Origin of the sequence: Mesorhizobium sp. L-8-10 (assembly GCF_016756635.1) — a bacterium.
Taxonomy (GTDB): domain Bacteria; phylum Pseudomonadota; class Alphaproteobacteria; order Rhizobiales; family Rhizobiaceae.
This window is the reverse complement of record NZ_AP023263.1, coordinates 7,477,123-7,495,946: the sequence shown is the minus strand read 5'-3', so window position 1 is coordinate 7,495,946 and position 18,824 is coordinate 7,477,123. Positions and strand designations below refer to the sequence as shown.

The following is an 18,824-nucleotide window of genomic DNA, read 5'->3' as shown; positions in this document are numbered from 1 at the left end:
CGTCGTAGCTTTTCAGAGTGCCTCTCGGAGTTGTTGAAAAACCCGGAAGTCAATTGCCCGTTTTACCTTTTCGGCAATGTTGAGGTGTCTGAGAATGGCTCAAACGATACCCCGTTTGGCTTCATGCAATGTCTCGCCCAGTCCGACGAGACGGGCTGCGGCCTGACCCGTCGGCATGTCAATGACCGTGATTGCGCTTGCCGCAAGGAAACGACGCTCGTTCTTGGTCAGCGTCGCTGTATCGATTGCCGCAAAATGTGGGCCATTGGAGCGCTTCATGATCTGCCGGGCATAGGTGCGCAGCATCTGATCGTTGAAGCGGCAGCCGATGAAGAAAAGACCACGACTAGCTCGCCGTTCCTTCACCAGGTCAGGGATCGGCGTCTGGATGTCGATTTCGCTCAGCACTTCAACGTAGTCGGAATCTGCGACGAGGAAGTTTGCGGCCGGCCTGGCACCGCCGTGAGGGGCGTAGAGAACCGTCTTCGCCGCTGGTGCGGATTCGAGTAATATCCCGGACAAATCGTAGGCTTTCGTCCAAATGTCACCGATCTCGTGCGCCCGTGTTACGCCCTGTATTTCGACGACGTCCGTTCGGCGGGTCTGTATTAGAGCCGCGCGCATGGCACCGTCGTACCAGCTGTCGACGATCACGGAGAGCGGCAGCGTTGCAAGCCAGGCATGCAAGATGGTCGGCACCACCGGGGCCGCGAATATTTCGGCCATCCAAACTTGAAGCGTCCGGCGGTGCCGGCGCTGTTCGATATACTGCGCTACCGACCACATGTTGGTGCGAATCTTCGAAGGGGCTGGCGCGCGCTTGTTGAGCGCTGCGGCAACGGCTTCGGGGGTATGCGGTACGGGCGGTCCCGCGGAGCGGATCTCAAGCAGACCCGGGCCGAGATAGGGAATGACCTGATCGGCCGCGAGCCCTTTCTTCAAAAGGTCAAGCTGCCTTTCGGCAAAACTGTCCCGAATGACGACGAGATGGCCCGAGGTCATTGTGTTCATGCTCGTATCCCTTTGCCGCTCTCTTTGTGTCAACCCGAAGGTCAGTCCTCGTCGGAAATCTTCCTTGCTTCCACGGTAATCGGCAAAGGCGTATCGCGCGGAAGGTCGGGCAGGACTAGCCGCCAGCCGTTCTTCAGCGTCACGGCGCCACCCCATAAGTGTTCGTTGTCGACCTTGATGATCGGCTCTTCGAGATCCTTTTTGGGAATATATGCCGACAAGCCAGCACGGGTCCTGCGGATCATTACCCTCATCGGGCCGTTCCTTCGTCAAACCCAGCACCGATTTCGGCACTGGAAGGAGTCCGGGCCGTCTCAAGGCTCATGAGTTCACGCGCACGCATGCCGACGACGGTGCCGCGATCGACCCATTCGACCGCATAGATGTAGAACTGCTGGAGAAAGGTGCCGATGTCGCGCACATAGCCCTCGTCGCCTTTGCGCACCAGATTTTCACCGATCTCCTTGCCCGGATAGGTGCCGTCATTTTTTATGTGGCGTGTGGCGCGGACCCGCTCACCCGGCATGAATCGCGGGGGTGTACGGATTTCGATGTCCTGTTCGCGTCCGAGGCTCATGGCCGTTCCTTTCTCTCGGCTGCAGCTTTCCAACAGAGGTCGATGGTCCTGCGGAGGCGCCTCGACCGTGTCAGTAGCCGAAATGGAGGTCAGGCAGGGACGCAAGTCTTCGACACCGGACATACCGAGGCGCATTGCTGCGTTTCGAAGGTCCCCTCGCATTCGGTGCACTTTTTCGGATCGATCACGTAGGTCTCGCCCTTGAACTTAATCGCGCCCGAAGGGCATTCAAACTCACAGGCACCGCACTGGGTGCATTGGGAAGCGATGATCTTAAAGGCCATTTTCAACTCCGGTTCGGTTAGAATGAGGCGGCTCAGGCCGTCGCAGCCAGTGGCTCACTCCCAAACTCGGCGGCGTAAAGCGCGCCGATCGCGGTCTCGATGTAGTCATACCCGTAAGCCTCCGTTGCTCGGATCCCACCTTCCTTGAGACGATCCTCGGGGCAATTTCCAATTCTCGCGCACAGCACGATGTCTACGCCTTCGAGCGTAGAGATGACGCCGTCGAGGCTCTTGTCCTCGGCCCGGCCGCCGAGGCAATACTGTTCGACCTTGCGATGACCGACGAAACTGATCCCTTTCGGAGAGGCCTCATAAACCTGGAATTCCTTCGCATGGCCGAAATGCTCGTTGATGCGGCCGCCACCCTTGGTCGCCACCGCTACCAGAAGCGATTTGCCGGAGCCTGCGGTCTTGACCATCCCGAGCGCCTCGCTCTTGGCCGCCAGGCGATCGCCCCGCTCGCGCGCGACCACTGCCCGATATGTCTCGCGCTTGCTGGCGTCGTACGTGACCTTGTCGGGAAGCCGGTCGAGCGTGAATTCCTGGCCACGATCCTCGCCGAGCAGGCCGACAGCATCGGCCCGGCACTGCCGGCAGTGGCGCATCAACTTGGCGCCGCCTTCGAGACGATCCTGAAGGGCCTTCAGCTCCATTGCCTTGGGGCCGCGCTGCCCACTCAGGCCGTAATGCGTACCGTGCGCCGGGTCGGAAATCAGCGGAATGACATTGTGCAGGAACGCGCCGCGCTCCTTGACCCATTTATTCACCTCGATCAGGTGCTCATCGTTTACGCCGGGGATCATTACCGAATTGATCTTGGTGAGGATGCCGCGCGCCGTCAGCATCTCCAGCCCCGACATCTGTCGTTCGTGCAGGATCGTGGCGGCCTCAACGCCGGTATAACGGCGGTTGCCATAGAAGATCCACGGATAGATCTTGGCACCGATCCGCGGGTCGACCATGTTGATGGTGATCGTCACGTGATCGACATTCATTTCGGCAAGCTCGGCGACGCGGTCTGGCAGCGCGAGCCCGTTGGTTGAGATGCACAGCTTGATGTCGCCGATTTCCTTGGCGACCCGTTGGAATGTCGCCTTTGTGTTCTTCCAGTCGTAACAGGCATCGCCCGGTCCGGCGATGCCAAGCACGGAAAGCTGCGGCACTTCGTTGGCAACCCCGATCACCTTGCGCAGCGCCTGGTCGGGCGTCAGCCTTTCCGAAACGACCCCAGGCCGGCTTTCGTTGGCGCAGTCATATTTGCGATTGCAGTAGTTGCATTGAATATTGCAGGCTGGGGCGACCGCCACATGCATGCGCGCGAAATAGTGGTGCGCTTCCTCTGAAAAGCAGGGATGATCCTTGATCTTCTCCCAGACGGCCGAGTCCATCTCGTGCGGCTTCGCGGAGGAGCCGCAGGATGAAGATGCGCAGCCACCGGATTTCGCTCTCGCCGGCGACTGATCGAAGACTGTCTTGCCGGAAAGGCCCTGTAGCGAAATCATCGGTGCGGACATGGAGCGGCTCCGTGCGTGGTGTGAACATCGCACTTCAGAGCGCAAGAGATATGCCAACCCCAAAAGCGGTCTTATCCGTCATGTTGGCTTTTACGTCGGCCTTTTGTGTCCAATTGTGTCCGTTTCCTGCGACACGGTTTTGTCAGGTCGCCGACAACGGTCAAAAGCAACGCGAAAAGTGACGTCTTGTCTCAGTTACGCCCGGTGCGGGCAGCAACCGCGCCCCCACGTTTGATGTCATCAGGGACGTTTAGAACTTCTTCACTTCGATATGATGCCGGCGCAGAGCATAGCCGACCTGCCGCGGCGTGAGACCGAGGAAACGAGCCGCCTTGGCCTGAACCCAGCCGGCTTTCTCCATCGCATCGATCAGTCGGTCGCGTTCCGTCAGACGCTGGTTGATTGCTGGGCAAGCTGGATGGTTGGGGTCGCAGGTCTCGCCGGGCGATGCCTCATTCTGGGAGGGGCCGACTCGCATGGCAGGCAGCGGCGATCCAACCGGCATCATATTGCCACGTGCGAACTCGTCGACGGCATAGGCGCCGTGCGAACGGCCGACTCCTTTCCACAGAAGCGAAGAAAGGCACTGGCTGTTCTGGCAGGCAAAATCCGACGGAGTTATTGTCATTGATCGCGCAAGTGTGGCCGTCCGTCGCACACAATTCTCCAACTCACGCACGTTGCCAGGGAAATAGCATTGCGAGATCAGGTCAAGCGCCGACGGCGTGAAGGCAAGATCGCGATGGTTCTCCTTGTTGAATCTATCGAGGAGAGCTTTGGCAAGGCGTGGAATATCGCCCGGCCGCTCTCTGAGGGGAGGCAAGACTATTGGCACCACATTGATGCGGTAATAAAGGTCGGCCCTGAACTCTCCATTCCGGACAGCCATCTCGAGGTCCTTGTTGGTGGCGCATATGAGCCGCACGTCAACCTTTAGGGTCCTGGTGCCGCCCACTCGCTCAAGTTCTCCTTCCTGCAAGACGCGCAACAGCTTGGCTTGAAAGGCAGGCGAAATCTCGCCGATTTCATCAAGCAGCAGGGTTCCGCCATTCGCCAATTCGAACCGGCCGGCGCGCTGCAGGATAGCCCCGGTGAAGGCGCCCTTCTCGTGGCCAAAGAGCTCCGATTCCAAGACGCTTTCGGGCAATGCGGCGCAGTTCAATTTGACGAAGGATTTCTCCCTCCGATGCGAAAGCTTATGGATGGCCTGTGCAAAGAACTCCTTGCCGGTACCGCTTTCGCCTCGCAGAAGCACGGTAGAATTGGTCCTGGCCACGACCGAGACGATCTCCAGCACTTGCTTGAGTGCGGGACTTTCTCCGATGATTCCGTCGATCTTGACATGCGGATGTCGGGCCGGATGGGTCCTGTCCTCGTCGAGCGATTGCTCTGGTCTCGGTTGCTTCTCGATAAGTCGCTGACCAGCCGTGCTCAAAGTGCGATGCAGGCGGATGGTCCGGCCGACCAGATTGGCGACCATGGCCAGGAAACGTAAGTCCTCCTCGTAACGGAACTTGGTGGTACCGTTCCTGACCCGGTCGATCGACAGCGTCCCGAAGATCTTTTCCTCAGCCTTTAGCGGGACACCGATAAACGCAGTTGCGATCGTGCCGCTGGTCGATTGAGGATCGGCCTGAAACAGCTCCGACGTGCTTGTGTCTTGTATGACGATCGGCACTCCAGTAGCGACGATTTTGTCTATTACGGCCTGGGGTATGACACTGCCGATGGCTGACTGAGGCACAGCGCCGCCGGTAGTTGCGCTAATCTGCGGCTCTCCTTCAGCGTCCAGGACGACAATTGCGCCATGACGCATTTGCACAAACGAGGAGAGGATATTCGCGACATTGGCAAGCGTAATCTCCAGCCGGGTCGGGGCAGTCAGAATCTTCGATATCTCGTAGATTCCCCCGAGCAAGCTGTCCGCATTGCGCGCCGCTTCGACCGCAGGTTCAGGCGGGGTGTTCCGAGATACAATTTCACCGACCTGATCTGGAAGCATGTGAGCCATGCAAACACCTCAAGGGTTGTCCAAGGTGCTCCTCCCAAGCCCTTTCTTGTATTTTGAGTTCCAGAAACATAGTATTTTCAGCTTTCGGCAATTGTGAACATATTGGCGGTCTTGACCGCATTCCGAGCCTCTCGTTTCCCGCTCTTTGCGCCAGTCATCCGAACTTGAAGAGAACGCCGAAGCCGCCGCGCGGGTAATTCCACACGATCTCACCGCTGGCCTCGCACAGCACGCGACAGGTGCCGCATTCCATGCAGCCGTCGGAAGTGGTCTCCACCTGTCCCTTGTCGTTCAACTCATAGCATTTGGCCGGGCAGATGTGTGTCAGCGCGAGCAGGTTCGCGCTCGGCCTCTCGTGCGGTCGCACTTTGATATGCGGGCGGCCCGGATCGACCAGATAGCGGTTCTGATAAAGCTTCTCCTCGACACGTAACTTCGTCACGGCCATCGTCATCCTGTTTCTCCTTCAGCGCCAGGCGAGTGCCAGGCGGACCACATCGCTGATCAGCCCCCAGCGCGAACGCGCCTTGATGAAGGCAGCAGTGGTCGCCTTTTCCTTCTCGATTTTCGGGGTTCCGTCGACCCGCATGAAGTTCTGCGCGGCCTGCGACATCAACTGCGGGTAAGTCATGAAGAAATTGCGGGAATTGGTGTGTATCAGGGCCGGCATGTCCTTATATTTCATCAGGTCTTTGACTACGAAGGACTTGTCCAGCATGGTCTTGTAGAGGGCGAGGTTCCTCCTGATCATCGGCTGGTTGCGGCCCTTGATCTCAATGATTGCCTCGCCCGCGATGCGACCGGAAGTCATGGCAAGGTTCGAACCCTCGCGGTGAATAGCGTTGTTCAGTTGGGCGGCATCACCGACCGCCACCCAACCGTCGCCGAAGAGCTGCGGAATTGCCTTGTAGCCACCTTCGGGAATGAGATGCGCGGAATACTCCTTGACTTCCGAGCCCGCGATCAGCGGCCGGATCGAAGGATGGTTTTTGAAGTTGTCGAGGAGGACGTAAGGGCTCTCCATTGTCTGGGCGAAATCGGAGACGAGGCAGCCAATGCCGAGAGAGATCGACTCCTTGTTGGTGTAGAGGAAGGCCAGTCCGGCCATGCTGCGGGAAATCGTGCCCGCCGCTTCGATCACGCAGCCTTCGTCGCCCTGGAGGCCGAACCGCTGCTCAATGACCTCATCGGGTAGGAAATGCATTTCCTTGACAGCGAGCGCCACGCTTTCTGGCTTCGGCATCTTGCGCAGGCCGGCCCGTGTACCGAGCAGTCCGTTGACACCTTCTGCGAGCACGACGACGTCCGCGTAGATCGGCCCGCCAGCCCGGTCGGTGCGCACGCCGATCACCTTGCCGCTGGCATTGCGGACAAGTTCGGTCACCGTCGTCTCGCACAGCACCGTCGCGCCGGCCTGGCGCACCTTGCGCGAAAACCACTTGTCGAATTGGGCGCGGATGATCGTGTAGCGATTGGGCTTCGCCTCGTTGAAATCGTCCGATCGATACTGCATCCCGGTGTGGGAGGTGTCGTCCATCACCCAGAATCGCTGCTCGACCAGATGCCGCTCGAGAGGCGCATCATCCCGGAAATCCGGAATGATTTGCTCCAACATGTCGGCGTACATGATGGCGCCCTGGACATTCTTGGAGCCCGGATACTCGCCGCGCTCCAACTGCAGCACCGTCAGGCCCTGGCTTGCCATGGTGTAGGCGGCCGCGTTTCCGGACATACCGGCCCCGACGACGATGGCGTCGAATTCTTCCTCGATCATGGCCCTCTCCCTTAGCTCGCAAGCTTGTCGTGGCTGTGCGGCGACAGCCGCCGGGTGAAAGCTTCCGTCAATGCCGGCAGGAAACGGATTGCGTCGGTGACGATGCCGAGATGGGCAAATTCGAAGATCGGGGCGTTCGGGTCGGTGTTGATGGCTACGATCAAATCAGCCCCCTCCACGCCAACCCGATGCTGAATGGCGCCGGAAATCCCGGCCGCTATGTAAAGCTTTGGCCGGATGGTCTTGCCCGTTTGGCCAACCTGCCGATCGGCAGGCATCCAGCCCTTCTGGACCAACGGGCGCGAACAGCCATATTCGGCGCCGATTGCCCGCGCTAGATTCTTCACAAGCTGCAAATTCTCCGCTGAGCCGAGACCGAGGCCTCCGGCAACCACGATGTCGGCGTAGGCGAGATTTGCCTTTGCCGATTGGCGATCGAGGTTGAAGCCAAGGACTTTGGTGATGATCTCTTCCTCGGTCATTGACAGCTTGTGCCGGATGACACGCCCGACCGGCTTGTCCGTCCGCGGTGGCATGGCCATAACCCTCGGTCGTACCGTGGCCATCTGCGGCCGGTAGTTGAGCGTATAGATCGTGCACAGCAAGGAACCCCCGAAAGTCGGACGGGTCGCGGCGAGCGAACCGTCGACATCTACATCGAGTTCGGTACAGTCGGCAGTGAGCCCTGTCAGCAAGGTCGTCGCTACTGAGCCAGCGAGATCCCTGCCGAGCGTGGTCGCACCGAGAAGCAGGATTTCCGGCTTGTGGGTATTGACCAGATCCGTCATCGCCTTAGTGAAAGGCTCGTTGCGATAGTCGGCAAGCAACGGTGCCTCGACGAGGTAGACAAGGTCGGCGCCGTAAGCGAAGGCCTCGGCAACGGCATGCTGCGTCGCGTCACCCGGCGGTCCAAGCACGATCCCCGCAAGCTGGATGCCTAGCTTGTCGGCGAGCTTGCGGCCTTCGCCAAGCAGTTCGAAGGACACGGGATGGACCTCGCTGCGTTCCAGTTCGATGAAAACCCAGACGTGCCGATAGTCCCTAAAGTGCTCAGGCAATTCCCTCTTGATGCCGGCACGGCCGGCGGAAGGAGGGGCTTCGCGGTTCGCGTTCGACATCATCTCTCCTTGCCGTCCCGTCACTGGCCGCCGTCGAAGGCGAGTTCGTGTTCCAGCGCTGGCTGGCGGGTAAAGATTGAGGCGATCAGTTCGTCAGCGAGGTCGTGCTGCGTCTTGTCGGTCATGTCGATCTGCGTCGCCTTTTCCGCCCGCGTGGTAGGGGCGAAAACGCGCTTGACGACCGTCGGCGAGCCGCGCAGGCCGCATTTGTTGAGGTCCTCAATGCCAGCTTCGGCCGCGCTCCATTTCACGATCTGGCTGCGCGCGGCGCGCATGGCGTCCTCGAGCGAGCCTCTGCGGATTTCGTTGGTGCCTTCCAGCATTGTGATGAGGCAAGGCAGCCTGCTTTTCAGCATCTGCGTACCGCCTTCCGAACGGCGCTTGACGGTGATCTCGCGAGCATCGACATCGATAGAGTCGATCTTCGCCACATAGGTGAACTGCAGGAGGCCGAGGCGCTTAGCGATGCCGGGCCCGACCTGGGCGGTATCGCCGTCAATCGTCTGCTTGCCGGCGAAGACGATGTCCGGCGCGCCGAAGGTCTCGCCAATTCTCACGATTGCCCGAGAAAGCGCGAAGGAGGTCGCCAGCGTGTCGGAGCCGGCAAAACAGCGGTCGGTCAAGAGTACCGCGCGGTCGGCGCCATAGGTGAGCGCCTTGCGCAGCGCATCTTCTGCCATCGGCGGACCCATCGTAAGCACGGTGACCTCGCCGCCATGGGCGTCGCGCAATCTCAGTGCCTCTTCGAGGGCGAACAGGTCGTAAGGGTTGATGATGGTCGGCACGCCCTGGCGCATGATCGTGTTCGTCACCGGGTGGACACGTATCTGCGCGGAGTCCGGCACCTGCTTGATACAGATTACAATGTGCATTGCGTCTTTCTCGGCTCCAATCCGCAAGCGGCCCTGGCGTTCATCTCCTTCGCAGCATCATTCGTGCCAACCGCTTTGCGTTGCTCTGTTTCCTTTTGACATGGGGTTGTTTTCTTCCGAACGGTACCGTCGTGATGACCGAGTTTGTCGGCTTTTCGACATTGTCGCGTCGCACTCGTGTCGCGTTCATTCTGTCCCGAACCGCCTCAGGATCGACTCGAACGGGACAAAGGTGTGGTCCCGAGTGGCCGGTTTGTCGGGATCGTGCTCTTTGAGCACCTTGAAGACCCGGTGGGTGAGTGGCGAGGATGTCGCGAAATCCTCATAGGCGCGTTCCAACGTCGCACGCGCCCGCGCGGCGATCACCCCGTCGGGAAGACCGGCGAAATCCTCTTCAGCGAGATATTGGCCCATGCGCTTCAGGATATGCAGCCGTGAGACATTGAGCACCTTCGGATCATAAGAGATGCCAAGGACTGCGAAGAACTCCTCCGCAGCCGACAGGCTCTTCAGCCGGGCGAGGATGTCGGTGACAACGGCGCGGCTTTCAGCGAAACAACTGCGCATTGCATTCTCCTGGGCCGGAAACGGTTGTCGGGTTTGCCTTGTCGCCCAGGCCTGGAGTTGATTGAAGTTCTCTCGCCTGGCTGGCAGATGGGGAAAGCTCACGCAGCTTCTTCACGATCCCGGGCATGACCTCGAGCACCCGGTCGACGTCCTCCTCGCCGTTGTTGCGCGAAAAGGAGAAACGGATTGCGCCGTGTGCCGCGTTATTGGGGATATTCATCGCCACCAAGACGTGGCTCGGCTCCAGCGAGCCGCAGGCGCAAGCAGAGCCGGAGGAGCAGGCAATGCCCTCGCGATTGAGGAAATGCAGTATGCCCTCACCTTCGATATCTCCAAAGGCGATGTTTGCGGTGTTCGGCAACCGCTTTAGCAAATCGCCGGCGACGAAGGCGTGTGGGATGCTTTGGAGAAGTTCCTTCTCCAGGCGGTCGCGCAACGCCTTTACCCGTATGTTCGCGTCGTCCATGAATTTCAAGGCAAGATCGGCTGCCACGCCGAGACCGACGATGCCTGGCGTATTCTCCGTGCCGGCGCGGCGGTTGCCCTCCTGGCCTCCCCCCTTGATCAGCGGACAGAAGCGCACGCCGCGCTTTACATAAAGTGCGCCGACCCCTTTCGGTCCGTGTAATTTGTGACCGGAGAGAGACAGCATATCGATTGCCGTCGATTTCAAGTCGATCGCAAGCTTGCCGACCGCTTGCACCGCGTCGGTATGAAAAAGGGCGCCGACTTCCTTGGCCAACTCAGCAAGCTCGACCACCGGGAAGATCGTTCCGGTCTCGTTGTTCGCCGACATGATCGAGACGATCGCCACGCGCGGGGTGAGGGCGGCCTTATAAGTGTCGAGGTCGAGCCGGCCGTGGCGATCCACCGGGATCCTATGCACCTTGATGGCGCGCGTCTTCTCCAGGTGGGCGCAAAGCGTCAGCACGGCCGAATGCTCGACTGCGGAAGTCACGATCTCTGTGCGCTCAGGCATCACCTCGAGCGCTGAAAGGATCGCGGCGTTGTCGCTTTCCGTCCCGCCCGAGGTGAAGGTAATCTCGTCGTCGAACTCCGCGCCGATGAGCGTTTGCACCTGCAGGCGCGTCTTTCTCACCGCCGCCCCGGCGGAAGTGCCAAAATCGTGGCTCGACGAAGGGTTGCCGAATTGGTCGGTAAAAAGCGGCAGCATCGCTTGAACGACTTCAGGATCGACCCGTGTCGTTGCGTTGTTATCCAGATAAACAGGCCTCATTGATGTGATCCTTCTCCTGAGCGCAATCACGCAAAGCGCACTTCCGGTCTGTCATGATGATGGCTAGCCGAAGGAGTTGCCGCGCGCTTCTTGGAGCCGGCGCGGCCGCTCGCCTCGACTTGATGCGCCAGGCTTGCGCCGGCTCGGGAAAGCGCCGTCTTTAGGCCAGGGCGTTTCGGTGTGCTGGATCATGGACTGTTTCTCCTTCAGGCCGGGACGCGTCCTCGAACAGCTACGCATGGACCGTGCCAAAGGAGGGGATCATTTCAAAACAACATGATGGCTCCAACACTGCTATGTCGCATGTCCGACATCGGAGGGAATTGTTCAACGCGGAACGCCGTTAAATCGGCGTGAATTCCGCTTCGCGTGAGGAGCAATCCTGTCGGGCCGTTCGCCAAGGATGCCGGCGCGACCGAGGCGTCCTGTCGGGTTTGTCGAGTGCGCGACACGGCACTGTTACGCCCCCGTTGCCCTGCTGAGATCTCGTTTGTCATTGTAGAATATGCAGAAAATTCTTCTGAGCTTCTTTCTGAGCTTTGGCGCGGCTTTTGCGGTTCTCTCCTCGTAGGGCAGCGCGTGCCCGCGGCCGATATTCATCTCGCGGGTGACATCGCGATCGATGGAACGAAGGAAAGAAAGCAACATGTCAGGTCCAGATCAGTCACCCGCATTCCGAGCGATGTTTTCGTCCTCACGCAGACCTTCCATTTCGGGTTTCTTGAGACCGAGCGGCCTGCTGCGCTCGTACAAAGCCACGCGGCGTTTTCACATCGATCTCCGCGGCGCCGCCTTTCGCGACGTTTTCGCCTTCACCATGCGCCACTGGAGCAAGCAGCCGGTCCGGCTCGCGATCATTATGATCGCGATGCTTGTCGCCACGCTCCTTGACGTCCTGACTCCGTTTTATTCCGGACGGCTCGTGGACGCGGTCGCCCAAGGAGCGGCAGCCGACGCCGTCGTGTGGGATGCGGCTCTTGCGGCCTTTTCAATGTTGATTGCGCTCACACTCGGCGCCGTCGTCATGCGCAACGTCGCCTTCATTGCCGTCAATGACTTCATTCTGAAGATGATGTCGGACATCGCCAGCGACGCGTTCCATCGCGTCCAGCGCTTTTCGACCGATTGGCATGCGAAAACCTTCGCCGGCTCGACGGTGCGCAAGATCACGCGCGGGATGTGGGCGCTCTGCCTCCTCAACGACACGATCCTTTTCGCGTTGTTCCCCTCGCTCATCATGCTCGTGGGGTCGAGCGTCCTGCTCGGCTGGTATTGGCCGATGATGGGGCTAATCATCGCTTGCGGCTCGGTTGGCTATGTGGCGCTGATCATTATCCTGTCGCTCGGCTATGTGGCGCCAGCGGCAAGCCTCGCCAACAACTGGGATACGAGGCTTGGCGGCTCGCTTGCGGACGCGATCAGCTGTAACGCGGTGGTCAAAGGCTTCGGCGCCGAAGCGCGGGAAGATTATCGCCTCGCGAAAGTCATCTCCAAGTGGCGGCACCGCACCCGCCGGACCTGGGTGCGCGGGACGGTCAGTGCTGCTTTCCAGGGGATCATGCTTCTTGCGATGAGAGCGGCTTTGATCGGCTATGCCTTATTTATGTGGTCGCGCGGCCAGGCGACCCCAGGTGACATCGCCTTGGTGCTCGCGTCTTTCACCGTCCTGTATGGCTACTTGCGTGATGTTTCCATGCACGTGCGCACCATCCAGCGCTCTGTAAATGAGATGGAGGAACTGGTCAAAACCTACAGCCAGCCGCCCGACGTGGCCGATGTTCCGGGCGCCAAGCCGATCCGAATCACGAAGGGTCACATCGATTTTGAGAGCGTCCATTTCCACTACGGCAATCATTGGTCGCCATTCTACAGCGACTTGTCGATTTCGATTGAGGCCGGCGCACGGGTCGGTCTGGTCGGCCCCTCTGGCTCCGGCAAGACCACTTTCGTCAAGCTCATCCAGCGGCTTTACGACCTGGATGCTGGACGAATCTTGATCGATGGGCAGGACATCTCGCGGGTGACGCAGGCCTCGCTGCGCTCGCAGATCGCGATCGTACAGCAGGAGCCCCTCCTGTTCCACCGCTCGCTGGCCGAGAACATAGCCTATGGGCGGCCGGGTGCTTCTCGATCCGACATTGAGCAGGCGGCGCGGCTCGCCAGCGCGCATGACTTCATTGCGCGCCTGCCGAACGGCTATGGTACGCTGGTCGGCGAACGCGGCGTGAAGCTTTCAGGCGGCGAGCGCCAGCGTGTGGCGATAGCGCGCGCCTTCCTCGCCGATGCCCCGATCCTGATTCTGGACGAGGCGACATCGAGCCTCGACTCGGAATCGGAGGTGCTGATCCAGAAGGCGATGGAGCGGCTCATGGTCGGGCGCACCACGCTCGTCATTGCGCACCGGCTCTCGACGGTGCGCGAACTCGACCGGCTGCTTGTCTTCGACCGTGGTTGCATCACCGAGCAGGGCGACCATGCCGCGCTGATCCGTCGCGACGGCATCTACCGCCGCCTGTTCGAGCGGCAGGCCTTGGAGCTGACAAGGGGGTGGGATGAGACCAATGTGCAACGCGGTTGAACGCGGCGTGAATTCAGCTTGCCTCCCCAGCAATCCTGTCGGGCCGTTCCTGAAAAGGCGGCCGCAACCTGTCGTCGGGCTTGTCCAATCCACGACACGCCTGGTGCCGGCCTGTCTTCCTGCCGCGCTCTTGAGCAAACCCATGAATGGGATGAAGACAACTTTTTATGAGCTGCGTCCTGCGTTCCCGGCACGGCGCTTGAGGCTTCCTCCTGAGGCGGCAGCCGCCTCGCGATTATTTAGATCCTGGTTGATGCGATCAATGGAGCGAAGGAAAGCAACGCGCCGGATCCACGCGAGATCCGCCTTCTCTGGCATAGGGGCGTCGCCAAATCGACACCCTCACAATATGCGCTCACCGCCCGCGTCGACGTCGGGAACAAGATCTTGATTGTCGTCTGCGCTCAACCGCTCTTATGCCGAACTCGAAGGATACGGACCTGCGTCTCGCCGCGCGGGATTGCATAAGCTGGCTGCAGCGTCCATCGGCATCACCGGTTCGGCTTCGAGACGTTCCGGAAACCCGCCGAGGCCGGCGCGCCGGCGATGCGCTCGTGGCCATCGAAGCGCGTCCCGACATGGCGCGGGCGTAACGACCGGCTTGCGAGGAAGGGGATCATGTCAGACCTTGCGCTGTTGCAGAAGAAGGTCCGCAAGCTGCAGTCGCGCGCGGGAGCCGCCAAGATGGAATTGCACGACCTTGCCGAGGACCTTCCGGTCAACTGGACCGAGATCGAGGCGGTCGCCTGGAAAGCCTTCGAGGTTTTTGCCGAGTTGGATGCGGCAAAGGAAGAACTCGCAGCGTTGGAGAATTCACAATGACGGGCGCTTTCGTCACCCGCGACGGCTCTCCCTGGACGCCGCACTATCTGACGGCGATCGATGGCGCGACCTGCATCGGCTGCGGCCGCTGCTTCAAGGTCTGCTCGCGCGAGGTCATGCACCTTCATGGCGTCGATGACGCAGGCGAAATCCTCGGCATCTGCGCGGGCGAGGACGACGACTTCGACGGCGAGCTCAACCGCATGGTCATGATCGTCGACCATGCCGGCCGCTGCATCGGCTGCGGCGCCTGCGGCCGCGTCTGCCCGAAGAACTGCCAGAGCCACCTTGCGGCCGACCAGCTTGCTGCATGAGCTGGGAACAAGACCAGCAGAACGGCGCCACATTCGCCCATCACCGTGGCTGTTTCAGCACCAGCCAATGGCCGCCGACAGACCAGGCGGCGGCGTTCGACCGGCATGTGCTTGCCTGTGTTTTCTACCTCGCGTTCGAGGGGGTCGAGGCCGGCAAGGCGACCGCGACCGAAGCAACCGGCCTTTCGCGTGCCGACCTGCGAGATGTCATGACACGCTATTTCCCGGCTGTTCCCGTCAACGCCTTCGCGCTGGAAAAGCTGACCGATCCCGAGCCGGATATGGAGGAAGGGCTTCTGCGCGGCTTGCTTATTGGGCATGCCAGGCCAGGCGATCCGGCGAGCACCCTCTTCGCCAAGATCATCGCCAGGCGCAGTTTGCGCAATGACCATCTGTGGCAGGACCTTGGCCTTTTCAATCGGGCCGAACTCAGCCGCTTAATGGCCAGGCATTTCCCGGCGCTGGCGGCCGGCAACACCAAAAACATGAAATGGAAGAAGTATTTCTATCGTAAGCTCTGCGAGGCTGAAGGCTTTTCGCTATGCACCGCGCCCAGTTGTCAGGAATGCGGCGATTTCGAAAGCTGTTTTGGCCCGGAGGAAGGCGAAAGCCACTTGGCACGGATCAAGAACGGGCTCGCTTAAGAGCCGCTTTCGTCGCCGCCGCCGACCGGGCTTGATTGGCATCGAAGACGCACGCGCTTTTCCCGGCGACGTCGCGCGGAGGACGGGATGTTCAGCGCCTCACGATATTTCGCAACGGTGCGGCGAGCAATGTCGATCCCGGTTTCCTTGAGCCGGGTGGCAATGTCGTCGTCTGAAAGCACTTCGTTGGGCGATTCCACGGCAACCATCGCCTTGATTTGATGGCGAACAGCTTCGGCGGAGTACGCGTCGCCGCCTTCGGAGGAGCCGATCGCGACAGTGAAAAAATACTTCAGTTCGAACACGCCGCGCGGGGTCAGCATGTACTTGTTCGACGTTACCCGGCTTACCGTCGACTGGTGCACGTTGATCGCATCCGCGACAGTCCTGAGATTGAGAGGCCGCAGGTGGGCGACCCCATGTTCAAAAAAGGCGTCCTGCTGGCGGATGATTTCAGCCGCTACCTTGAGGATCGTCTTGGCGCGCTGATCAAGGCTGCGGATTAGCCAGTTCGCGTTTTGGAGGCATTCGTTGAGAAATGACTGATCTTTCGAATTTTGAGCGCTTAGGCGGGAGACCTGGGCAAAATAGTTTTGGTTCATCAGCAGCCTAGGCAGCGTGTCTGGATTGAGTTCGATTTGCCACCCACCTCCGGGAGAGGGCTGGACCAAGACGTCGGGAATGATCGATTCAGGCCCTCCGGATTGGAATCGGTTTCCGGGCTTGGGATCGAGCGCGCGGATTTCGTGCAACATTTCGAGAAGGTCGTCTTCATCGACACCGCAATGGCGCTTCAATGTTTGAAAATCGCGTCGCGCCAGCGCTTCAAGATTGGCGACCAGCGCTGCCATTGCCGGGTCGAACCTGTCTAGCTGCCGCAATTGTATCTCAAGGCATTCGCTGAGAGTTCGCGCAAAAATACCCGGTGGATCGAACTGCTGCAAGGTTCCGAGAACCCGTTCCACAACAGCCTCCCGGACATTCAGGCTGCGGGCCAGTTCCGAAAGGTTCACCGGAAGGTATCCGGTGTCTTCCAGATGACCGGCAAGCTCGCCAGCTATTCGCCGCTCCAGCGGCGCGAATGCGCTGAGAGCGATCTGACGAGCGACATGGTCGTGCAATGTTTCGATGGACATCCAGGAATCTTCGAACGCATGGTTTCCCCCCGGTTGGACATTGTTTTTGCCGCGGATTGATTTCCACTGCGAGGCCCGATCCGATATTCCGCCCGTGGTCGGCCCGATGCGCGGGTTCCCGGCCGAAATCGACGGAATGTCCTTCGGCGCCCGGTTTGAGGCCCGTTCCAGAAAGGGGTTCTTCTCGATTTCCTGCTCGACGAACTGATGCAGTTCGGGATGCGCCAGTTGCAACAGGCGAATGGATTCCATCATTTGCGGCGTCAAAACCAACGATTGCTTCTGACGCTGAAGCAGGCTTGCTGAGGACTCCATGGCTAGCGTGAAACTCCTACCGAGCGACCCTTCGCCTTGTGCAAGGGGATTTTCGAGACGTTGACTCGTCTAGATCATGCAGCCGTCACGGCTTTGGCGGCTCTCAACGTTTCAAGGACGTTCTGCGGCGACGATACGCCATAGGGATCGGCCTCGCAGTTGTCGCAGAAACCGTCCTCCTCGAAGCACTGCTCCACTACGCCATTGTTGATCACGGCAGCGTAGCGCCAGGAGCGCATGCCGAAGCCGAGATTGTCCTTGGCAACCAGCATGCCCATCTTGCGGGTGAACTCGCCCGAGCCGTCTGGGATGAGCTGGACTTTCTGCAGCCCCAGGGCCTTGCCCCAGGCATTCATGACGAAGGCATCGTTGACGGAAACGCAGTAGATCGCGTCAATTCCCTCCTTCTCGAACTCGTCGTAGAGCATTTCGAAATCGGGCAACTGCAAGGTCGAGCAGGTCGGGGTGAAGGCACCGGGCAGCGAGAACAGGATGATGCGCTTGCCGCGGAAATAGTCGTCGGATGTCTTGTCTTCCCAGCGGTACGGGTTTGGCCCCTCGATGGAGTCATCGCGAACACGCGTGCGAAAGGTGACGAAAGGAACCTTTTTTTTGACGGTCATCAATGTGCTCCTGGAGGAAAACTGGTGCGCTGCTTTTTCGGTTGAAACTGACACGGCATCGACCTCGGCCGGCAATTCGGCCGGGCGCCGCGCGTTTTGTGTCGGCCTTGGATCAGCCATGGCAAAACCGCTCGCAAGCATGGGCGTCTGAAGAAACGAGCCCTCGATTTGCCGCGGCAACGAGAACGGTACGCGCTTGTACGGGGCGTCGCGATGTCAGCAATGGTCTTACTCCTGGCCACCTTGTGATGGGTTCTGCCGAGTACGACGCAAGCGCCATGCCATTTGATTTAGGCTTGGGTTCACACTGTTTTTTGCAGCGACCCTCTTTGCCTTGAGCGGCCAGAACCATGCCTTCGCCGAGACCGAGCGCGCCCATAATCACCAGATCGTGGGCTCTGGGCGGAGGGGATCCCCTTTATGGGTATCAAGCCGCGACCCTCTTTGTCCGAAGCTGGACAAAAATGTCGGAAGTCGGACCGGAGGGTCGCCGGGTCGCCGGCGCGGCGAACACGTGGCTCGTATTCGAAGCGAAAATCTGGGCTCAAACTCGGAACGAGGGACAGGAGTCGATCGGGGTTAACCTGACGAGGGTCCCTATGGCCTCCGTTCTCAGGATTGAGACGGCTGACAGGCCCACGCGCTTCGCCCTATCGACGCTCGCGAGACCGCTTCGAAATCGACAACGGGTACAAAAAAGCCAGCACGTCCATTAGCAAGCTGGCCATGTGATCTTTCTGAACCGCGCTTGCGTGAGGCGGGCACGGTCCCAAGGTGATGGAAAAAGCCGCCTTGTGCTCTCGGAGCATTTTGAAGCTGCCGCGACTTTGCTGTCGGGTTTGTCATGTCCGGGACAGCCAGGCTTGCGGCTGCGCATTCGTTCAAGCTGTTGAATGATATGTAGAAAATCTCCTGCAGGGCTCTTTCCGCGCCGTTGGCACGACTTTTGAAGCTCTCATGTGAGACGGCAGGAGATACCGACTGGCGTCCATTCGTGAGTGATATCGCGCTCAATGCAATGAAGGAAGACGACATGTCAGGTCAGCGTCAGTTCAGATTCTATCCGAAACGGGCATTGCCCGCGGAATGCAATATCGACCGGCGTGACTGGCGTCACCGCCACAACCGCCCGGCACCGGCCAATGGCCACCGATCGATCTGCAGATACGGTTCGACCAGAATGTGCTTGCTCCTGCCCTCTCGCCGGCGCTTGAGGAGACCGGCGAGCACTTCGGCGGCCAACCGGTCTTTCGCGTGCCGCGCTGCGGATATCCTCGCAGAGATGATCGACCCCGAACCGCTGTGGAGCAAGAGCTTCATTCCGGTTCGCCGTTCGAAGCTGGAAAACGCCGGGTCTCCGACGATTTCGCTCGTCGGCTCTCTAGATGACCAAGATGCCATGGTGCGCGGCCTGGTTAGTGGTTAGA

19 protein-coding genes are annotated in these 18,824 nt (G+C 59.8%); 5 read left to right on the top strand and 14 right to left on the bottom strand.

The genetic code is table 11. The annotated features are described in order from the left end of the window. Nucleotides 1-99: 99 nt before the first annotated feature. The 12 genes from JN280_RS34935 to nifS all read right to left on the bottom strand — a co-directional run bounded on the left by JN280_RS34935 (nt 100) and on the right by nifS (nt 10,965). Nucleotides 100-1,011, bottom strand: a complete 912-nt coding sequence (locus JN280_RS34935; RefSeq protein ID WP_044548978.1) for an SIR2 family NAD-dependent protein deacylase — start codon at nt 1,009-1,011, stop codon at nt 100-102. A gap of 41 nt (nt 1,012-1,052) precedes the next feature. Then, nucleotides 1,053-1,265: a putative nitrogen fixation protein NifT gene (gene nifT, locus JN280_RS34930; protein WP_010913564.1), complete on the bottom strand. Its 213-nt coding sequence runs from the start codon at nt 1,263-1,265 to the stop codon at nt 1,053-1,055. Beyond that, entirely contained in the window at nt 1,262-1,588 is a 327-nt protein-coding gene (locus tag JN280_RS34925; RefSeq protein WP_096453587.1) for a nitrogen fixation protein NifZ, read from the bottom strand. The genes nifT and JN280_RS34925 overlap by 4 nt, the downstream gene beginning before the upstream one ends. 89 nt (nt 1,589-1,677) lie before the next feature. Continuing rightward, a complete protein-coding gene (locus JN280_RS34920; RefSeq protein ID WP_010913566.1) occupies nt 1,678-1,872 on the bottom strand; it encodes a 4Fe-4S binding protein in 195 nt (64 codons plus the stop codon). Between the two features lie 32 nt (nt 1,873-1,904). Beyond that, complete coding sequence (nifB, locus tag JN280_RS34915; protein WP_202308796.1) at nt 1,905-3,386, bottom strand: nitrogenase cofactor biosynthesis protein NifB; 1,482 nt, start codon at nt 3,384-3,386, stop codon at nt 1,905-1,907. 250 nt (nt 3,387-3,636) lie between these two features. Next, nucleotides 3,637-5,397, bottom strand: coding sequence for a nif-specific transcriptional activator NifA (gene nifA, locus JN280_RS34910; protein WP_044548983.1), 1,761 nt, complete (start codon nt 5,395-5,397; stop codon nt 3,637-3,639). A 154-nt stretch (nt 5,398-5,551) separates the two neighbouring features. After that, complete coding sequence (locus tag JN280_RS34905) at nt 5,552-5,851, bottom strand: ferredoxin family protein (RefSeq protein WP_006333856.1); 300 nt, start codon at nt 5,849-5,851, stop codon at nt 5,552-5,554. Nucleotides 5,852-5,863: 12 nt separating this feature from the next. Next, nucleotides 5,864-7,171, bottom strand: coding sequence for an FAD-dependent oxidoreductase (locus JN280_RS34900; protein ID WP_027056558.1), 1,308 nt, complete (start codon nt 7,169-7,171; stop codon nt 5,864-5,866). Nucleotides 7,172-7,182: 11 nt separating this feature from the next. Then, nucleotides 7,183-8,289 (bottom strand): electron transfer flavoprotein subunit alpha/FixB family protein, encoded by a 1,107-nt coding sequence (locus tag JN280_RS34895; protein ID WP_010913570.1) that lies wholly within the window; start codon nt 8,287-8,289, stop codon nt 7,183-7,185. A 20-nt stretch (nt 8,290-8,309) separates the two neighbouring features. Further along, entirely contained in the window at nt 8,310-9,161 is an 852-nt protein-coding gene (locus tag JN280_RS34890) for an electron transfer flavoprotein subunit beta/FixA family protein (protein WP_010913571.1), read from the bottom strand. 186 nt (nt 9,162-9,347) lie between these two features. Next, entirely contained in the window at nt 9,348-9,728 is a 381-nt protein-coding gene (gene nifW / locus JN280_RS34885) for a nitrogenase stabilizing/protective protein NifW (protein ID WP_202308795.1), read from the bottom strand. After that, entirely contained in the window at nt 9,709-10,965 is a 1,257-nt protein-coding gene (gene nifS / locus JN280_RS34880) for a cysteine desulfurase NifS (protein ID WP_202308794.1), read from the bottom strand. Before nifS ends, nifW begins: the two co-directional genes overlap by 20 nt. Before the next feature lie 682 nt (nt 10,966-11,647). On the opposite strand from nifS, the gene JN280_RS34875 reads away from it, so the two are divergent. The 4 genes from JN280_RS34875 (at nt 11,648) to JN280_RS34860 (ending at nt 15,323) form a co-directional block, all read left to right on the top strand. Continuing rightward, nucleotides 11,648-13,543, top strand: coding sequence for an ABC transporter ATP-binding protein (locus tag JN280_RS34875; protein ID WP_244743671.1), 1,896 nt, complete (start codon nt 11,648-11,650; stop codon nt 13,541-13,543). Between the two features lie 618 nt (nt 13,544-14,161). Continuing rightward, the gene (locus JN280_RS34870) at nt 14,162-14,365 is read left to right on the top strand and encodes a CCE_0567 family metalloprotein (RefSeq protein ID WP_027033180.1); all 204 of its coding nucleotides are present in this window, start codon (nt 14,162-14,164) and stop codon (nt 14,363-14,365) included. Beyond that, on the top strand, nt 14,362-14,679 hold the full coding sequence (gene fdxB / locus JN280_RS34865) for a ferredoxin III, nif-specific (protein ID WP_202308793.1): 318 nt from the start codon (nt 14,362-14,364) through the stop codon (nt 14,677-14,679). The genes JN280_RS34870 and fdxB overlap by 4 nt, the downstream gene beginning before the upstream one ends. Beyond that, nucleotides 14,676-15,323, top strand: coding sequence for a nitrogen fixation protein NifQ (locus JN280_RS34860; RefSeq protein WP_202308792.1), 648 nt, complete (start codon nt 14,676-14,678; stop codon nt 15,321-15,323). Before fdxB ends, JN280_RS34860 begins: the two co-directional genes overlap by 4 nt. On the opposite strand, the gene rpoN is transcribed toward JN280_RS34860, so the two are convergent. Both rpoN and JN280_RS34850 read right to left on the bottom strand, forming a co-directional pair. After that, nucleotides 15,320-16,774 carry an RNA polymerase factor sigma-54 gene (gene rpoN, locus JN280_RS34855; RefSeq protein WP_202308791.1) on the bottom strand — a complete coding sequence of 485 codons (1,455 nt, stop codon included), beginning with the start codon at nt 16,772-16,774 and terminating at the stop codon, nt 15,320-15,322. The two genes, JN280_RS34860 and rpoN, sit on opposite strands and share 4 nt — an antisense overlap. 74 nt (nt 16,775-16,848) lie before the next feature. Then, nucleotides 16,849-17,397, bottom strand: a complete 549-nt coding sequence (locus JN280_RS34850) for a peroxiredoxin (protein WP_096458527.1) — start codon at nt 17,395-17,397, stop codon at nt 16,849-16,851. 994 nt (nt 17,398-18,391) lie between these two features. On the opposite strand from JN280_RS34850, the gene JN280_RS34845 reads away from it, so the two are divergent. Beyond that, nucleotides 18,392-18,823 (top strand): hypothetical protein, encoded by a 432-nt coding sequence (locus JN280_RS34845; RefSeq protein ID WP_010913581.1) that lies wholly within the window; start codon nt 18,392-18,394, stop codon nt 18,821-18,823. Nucleotide 18,824 lies beyond the last annotated feature (1 nt).